The following is a 6,210-nucleotide window of genomic DNA, read 5'->3' as shown; positions in this document are numbered from 1 at the left end:
TGAGGATTAGCAACGATTTATCATCTATAATTGATGTGCATCCATGGTTGAATTCATTTTACTGGGAATAACGGTGGGTGCATTAACTGGCATTCTCGGTTCGAGTGGCGTTGTAGCCGTAGTGCCTGCATTAATAATAATAAATTCTGAATTGCCGCAGGATGCTATTGGTACGAGCCTACTTATAGATGTTATCACGTCAATTATGGTTGCATATGTATATTTCAGGAGGGGTAGAGTAAACGTAAAGAAGGGCCTGCCCATGATTATTGGTGCAATCATAGGTTCCCAGCTCGGTGTCAGGTTGGCCTTCTTAATTCCACCTCTGGCCATAAAAATAGCATTTGCCCTGTTTATAATAGCTATGGGTATTTATTCGTTAATCAGGAAAAAAAATTTACCGGAAAAGGAAAAGCAAGAAAAGAGGAATTTAAATATTAATGGATACGAGATAGTTTTAATAACAATTCCTGTGGGACTGGCTACAGGCATTCTAGGGGCTAGCGGTGGAATAATGTTTCTTGTTATATCAATATTAATACTGAAACTGGATATCAAAACAGCAGTTGGAACTGCTACGTTTGCAATGATAATCTCTGCTCTCTCCGGCACAGTGGGTTACCTTATTGTTGGTCATATAATAATCCTGGCTGCTATTATTATAGGAATTGTATCCATAATATCCGGATTTGTATTTTCCAGGATCGGGAATGACTTAAACCCTTTGACTACTTATAAAATCCTCGGAGTTGTTTTTATAATAATAGGGATAGTCCAGATAATTTTGTGAGGGTTGATTATGAATAATAAAGAATATAAATGGATTGCTCTTTTTATAATGAGCGTCTCAGAATTAATGGTTATGAGTTTATGGTTCAGTGCATCTGCTATTGCACCTGAACTTGCAACTATCTGGGATATTTCTGGAATAGGAACACTTCTTGTAACATTAATGGTACAGTTTGGTTTCGTAGCAGGTGCTCTTATCAGTGCATCTTTTGGACTTGCAGATAAGATTAACCCAAGAAAATTGTTTTCTTTTTCAGCAACCGTTAGTGCTATGTTAACAATCATGTTTGTTTTTCTATACCATTACTTTTTTATTGAAATGATTCTAATGTTTTTAACAGGTATTATGATGGCTGGCATTTATCCCGTGGCTGTTTTAATAGTATCAAGCTGGTTTCCGACGAGGCGCGGATTGGCTCTTGGCATTGTTATAGCCGGGCTTACATTTGGTTCTGCACTACCACATATAATACTGAATTTGCCATTTATTAGAGAATGGAAAGCATTGCTGGAGTTTTCATCACTATTATCGATCTTGGGAGGAGTCCTGGTTTTTTTGGTTCTACATGATAATAAAAAATATATAAATGCACCTAAATTTAAATGGGATACAATCAACCTGATAATCAGAAATAAACCGGTAATGCTTGCAAATTATGGTTATTTTGGACATATGTGGGAGCTTTATGCCATGTGGACCTGGATTCCCGTATTTATCTTTTCAAGTTTTGCTTTTTATTATTCTGGAAGCAAATTATTATTCATGGCAGGTATTGTTTCATTTTTAATTATTGGTGTATCCGGTGCTATAGGGTCCATACTTGGTGGAATCATATCGGATAGAATCGGAAGAACTTTATCAACGTCCCTATATATGGGTGTAAGTGGGACCTCTGCAGTATTGATCGGATTAACGTATCATGCTTTACCATTTATAACAATAATTGTAGGAATTGTCTGGGGAATAACTGTGATAGCAGATTCGGCACAATTTTCAACAGCAGTTACAGAATTGAGCAGCGATAAAATTAGGGGTAGCGCATTAACATTTCAGATGGCAATAGGATTCTTAATAACAGTTGGTTCTATTTATGTTATAAATATATTAAGAACAACTATTGGATGGCACTGGGCTTTTTCAATTCTATCAATAGGACCATTACTGGGAATAATTTCCATGATAAGGCTCAGATACAAAAATGAATCTTTGTTAATGTGCAATGGTAAAAAATAATTTCAATAATTTTTTGTTGATTTTTAGTGCTATAGCCAAATAATAATCTGAAGTTATATTAAGTGCATTGATGTGGTCTGATGCAAATTTTACCAGCGATACAGGTTATTTCTCAATTAAATTTGATAATATCCACCATCTTGGAAAAATGGATATAGTGTAACACGTATATTTATAACAGTTAAATACGGTAAACTTTTCGTAGTGTCTCAGATTTTGTGTATGCTCAAGGATACCTCCTCTGGAACATGTCCGTTATGGCGTCCTGGCATTTATAGAATCCCTTTATAGATTGGAGAGACCATTTTTCGTTTAATACGCTATACTGAGGTATATTATTTTCATTGCGCTCTCTTCCGATGGAAGTGAATCGATTATCTTTATCCTTCTACGTATCTCACTGTTCATCCTCTCGATTATGTTCGTTGAATGTATTGATCTTCTTATGGATTCAGGATATTCGTAGTATTTTAGTAGCGATCCTAAATTCTTCTCCATGCTGTATACTGCTTTCGGATATTTAGAGGACCATTTATTCTTGAATTCATCAAATCTTTTTCTCGCTTCTTCCTTCGATTCGGATAAGAATATCTCCTTTAGATCGGAATCGATGTCATTCCTGTCCGATGTCCTGACATGCTATAGGAAGTTTCTCGACGTATGTATTGTGCAGAGTTGAAAGTTAGATCTTGGATAAAGCTGTTTTATCTGTTCTTCTATACCGGGTAAACCATCAGCTACGAATAATAGAGGTTTTTCAACACCATGTTCGTGCAGATCGATAAGAACGTTCCTGTAGGCGATATGATTCTCTACCGGATTGATGTAAAAACCTAAAATTTCGTAATGTCTGTATTCGTCTATGCCCATGGCGAATATCGTACATTCCTTTTGTACTGTATCTCTTCGAAGAGAAAAGAACATGGCATCCATGAATATCGCTATGTACATTTTGTTGAGCGATCTCCCCTTCCATTTCTCTATCTCCGGCATCGTTATGTCTGTTATTCTCGATATAGTGGATCTGCTATATTTGCTGTGAAAGACTTCGTCAAGTATCTCAGCCATCTTCCTTGTCGATATGCCTTTTGAATACATCGATAGTATGAGGTCTTCTATCCCTATGAATCTCTAATACTCTCCGAACAAGGTATGGAACTCATCATCACGATCCCTGGGTACTTTAAGTTCTTCGACCCTTCCTCTATGTTCAGAGTGGCGTACAGGCCATCGGAGCTCCTCTGGAAGTCCTTGACCTTCAGTTTGAGGATTTCAGAAACCCTTATTCCACTATCCCACAGGAGTGAAATTATGGCCTTGTCCCTTGAATTCTTACAGGCATTGAGGAGAGATTGAAGCTCATCGTATGTTATCATCTGATCTGCTGCACTGTATCTGCTCTTCACCTTCTCCGCATGAATATCCTTCCAGAACTTAGGCAGTTCGCCGTCGTTCACGTATCTGACGAACTTTTTAAGCACCTTTTTGAAATCCGATATCGTGGATGGAGAATACGAGGCATGCCTCATGGTTGCCCGATCCCACAGTTCAGAAATTGCGTTGAGAACGTCCTGCTTGGATGGATTGAGAATCTTTTCTTCCAATATCTCAGAGAGGATGAGCAATCTCTCGTAATAAAAATACTGCCTGTGCTCCTTTATGCCTGATCCCTCTCGCAATACTTCCACGAACTCGAATATCTTGTCCTTAACATTATCCGGCAAATCAGAATTTTTCAGCCTCTGCTTTACTTTTTCTAGGTTCTGTTTTACATGATAGATCGGTTCCATGAATATGTTAAGAAATGGAGTAATATTAACCTAATGGATTTATGCTCCGATCGGGATTTGAACCCGAGTCATCGGCTCGAAAGGCCGGAATGCTTGGCCGGACTACACCATCGGAGCTTTTTATCTATTAATGATTTAATAAAAATCATTAAAATGTGAAAGACAATTGCATTATATTAATTAAATATTTTCTTTTATAAGTGTCATTTTTCTATCCTCGCCAAGTGATATAATGCCTATTTTTATTCCCGTTTCATTCTCTATAAACTCAAGATATTTTTTAAGATTTTCTGGCAGGGCATTATAACCCTCGTTTATTATTTTTTCAGCATCAAGATCCCCCCAGCCATCAAATTCCACATATTTAACCTCAATATTGTCAAAGTCAGAAAGGTTTTTTGGATAATAATTAATTTCCCTGCCATTCAAAATATATGATGTGGCAACTTTTATTTTTTTAAGCTTCCCAAGTATATCTGTTTTTGTTATTGCAAGGCAGTCCACATCATTAAGCATGGACGTGTATTTTAACAATGGTATATCCAGCCATCCAACCCTTCTAGGCCTGCCAGTTGTTGTTCCATACTCATTTCCAAGATCCCTTAATGTTGAATCATTTAATATCTCCGTTGGAAACGGGCCTGAACCAACCTTTGATTGATATGCCTTAAAAACACCAATGACCTTGTTAACCTTTCTAAAAGAGAAACCAGACCCTGCAGATAGTGCACCGGATATTGTATTTGAGGATGTGACAAATGGGTAAATGCCAAAATCAATATCAAGCATGCCACCCTGTGCGCCCTCAAAAAGTATGTTTTTTCCAGTTTTATATTCATTATTTATTAGCTCCTCGGTATAATCCACATATTTTATTATTTCCGTGCCCAGATTATAAAGGTTCATTGCAAGTTTATCCCTTTCATTCTCATCATTAAATTTTGAATCCCTTAAAAGTTCCCTTTTCATTTTATAAATGGTTTCAATTTTTTGTTTTATTATATTTATATCAGAAAGATCAATAATCCTTATTCCGGTTCTTGCATATTTATCCTCATATGTTGGGCCTATTCCCATGGATGTGGTGCCTATATTTAATTTTGATCTGACGGATTCCTCCTTTTTGTCAAGGCATTTATGCATTTCTGTTACAACATGGGCGTTCATGCTTATTTTAATATTTATATCCCTATTTGAATCCTTTAATATTTTAATCTCTGATAATAATTCATCAGGGTCTATAACCATGCCATTCCCCAGTATTACTGTTTTTGCCTGAAGTGCACCGGATGGTATTAAATGGAACTTATATTTTTTTCCAGATATTACAACGGTATGCCCGGCGTTTGCGCCGCCATTAAATCTCACGACATCGTCATATGAACCGCTTAAAAAATCGGTTATCTTGCCCTTACCCTCATCACCAAACTGAAGACCGAGAATTACGGATATCATTTAAACCTATAACGTATTTTAATCTAGTATAAATTAATTTATTTAATGAAAATTTATTAAAAATAATTTTAAAATTACATTTTAATTTAAATATTTGGATACCTCTTCCGCGCTGTAAACATGGAACTTTTCCCCAACCTTTATTGAGGCTATTTCAGGTTCCTTCATGGAAGAATCGTCTGTAACTGCTGCCTTCAGGGCTGCTATACCCATTTTTATTGCCTCATCAAGAGACATATTATCCTTGTACTCCTTTTCTATATACTCTGTCACAGCATCCTTTCCGGCACCTATTGCAACCGACTTATACTCGTTTATTGTACCTGCAGGGTCGCAGTCAAATAATCTTGGTCCAATTGTATCGGTTCCCGCAAAAATAATTGACACACCATACGGCCTAACACCACCATACTGTGTATACTGCTGCATCTGGTCTGCAACCTTTTTTACAAGGTTCTCTATATTTGTTAATGATCCATAGGTAACCTTTTCCTGCTGGGCACCAATCCTTGCAAAATCTATAAGAACCCTTGCATCCGCAACAAGACCGGATGTCACTGTGGCAACATAATCATCAATCAACTGTATTTTTTCAAGTGAATTTTTTTCAACCAGCCTGCTTCTTATCTTTTTTTCTGAAAGCAGGACTACTCCATCCTTGAATTTAATACCCAATGCTGTGGAACCTTTTTTTACTGCCTCTCTTGCATACTCTACCTGAAATAATCTCCCGTCTGGAGAAAATACTGTAATAGCCCTATCATAGGCCATCTGACCTTGCTGCATTTATTCACCTCTTCCTTAATTATTTTAATCAATTATAAGTTTTTCTTATATTTCCCGCGACACCATTATAATGATGCTTATTATATATTTCAATGATTTATTTAAATTTTGACTGAAAGAAATAAAACTTATTTAAAATCAAATATATTGAAAATA

The 6,210-nt window shown here is 36.5% G+C and carries 5 protein-coding genes, 1 tRNA gene and 1 pseudogene; 2 read left to right on the top strand and 5 right to left on the bottom strand.

Annotated elements, in window-relative coordinates:
- Positions 1-43: 43 nt before the first annotated feature.
- A complete protein-coding gene (locus AOG54_RS08675; protein ID WP_055032618.1) occupies positions 44-790 on the top strand; it encodes a sulfite exporter TauE/SafE family protein in 747 nt (248 codons plus the stop codon).
- A gap of 9 nt (positions 791-799) precedes the next feature.
- Positions 800-2,023: an MFS transporter gene (locus AOG54_RS08670; RefSeq protein ID WP_048100806.1), complete on the top strand. Its 1,224-nt coding sequence runs from the start codon at positions 800-802 to the stop codon at positions 2,021-2,023.
- A gap of 312 nt (positions 2,024-2,335) precedes the next feature.
- Here the strand turns inward: AOG54_RS08670 and AOG54_RS10140 are convergent.
- From AOG54_RS10140 to psmA, 5 genes and pseudogenes are all read right to left on the bottom strand, one after another.
- Positions 2,336-3,091: pseudogene (locus AOG54_RS10140) on the bottom strand (IS256 family transposase).
- 53 nt (positions 3,092-3,144) lie between these two features.
- A complete protein-coding gene (locus tag AOG54_RS08660; protein WP_054964357.1) occupies positions 3,145-3,813 on the bottom strand; it encodes a tyrosine-type recombinase/integrase in 669 nt (222 codons plus the stop codon).
- A 42-nt stretch (positions 3,814-3,855) separates the two neighbouring features.
- A tRNA-Glu gene (locus tag AOG54_RS08655) sits at positions 3,856-3,930 on the bottom strand.
- 63 nt (positions 3,931-3,993) lie between these two features.
- Positions 3,994-5,268 carry an adenylosuccinate synthase gene (locus AOG54_RS08650; protein ID WP_048100808.1) on the bottom strand — a complete coding sequence of 425 codons (1,275 nt, stop codon included), beginning with the start codon at positions 5,266-5,268 and terminating at the stop codon, positions 3,994-3,996.
- Between the two features lie 81 nt (positions 5,269-5,349).
- Complete coding sequence (psmA, locus tag AOG54_RS08645) at positions 5,350-6,054, bottom strand: archaeal proteasome endopeptidase complex subunit alpha (RefSeq protein ID WP_048100809.1); 705 nt, start codon at positions 6,052-6,054, stop codon at positions 5,350-5,352.
- Between the last annotated feature and the right edge of the window lie 156 nt (positions 6,055-6,210).

It is taken from the genome of Acidiplasma aeolicum (assembly GCF_001402945.1).
GTDB classification, from domain to species: domain Archaea; phylum Thermoplasmatota; class Thermoplasmata; order Thermoplasmatales; family Thermoplasmataceae; genus Acidiplasma; species Acidiplasma aeolicum.
Note: the sequence above shows the minus strand (reverse complement) of the source record. Positions and strands in the feature narration are given on the sequence as shown.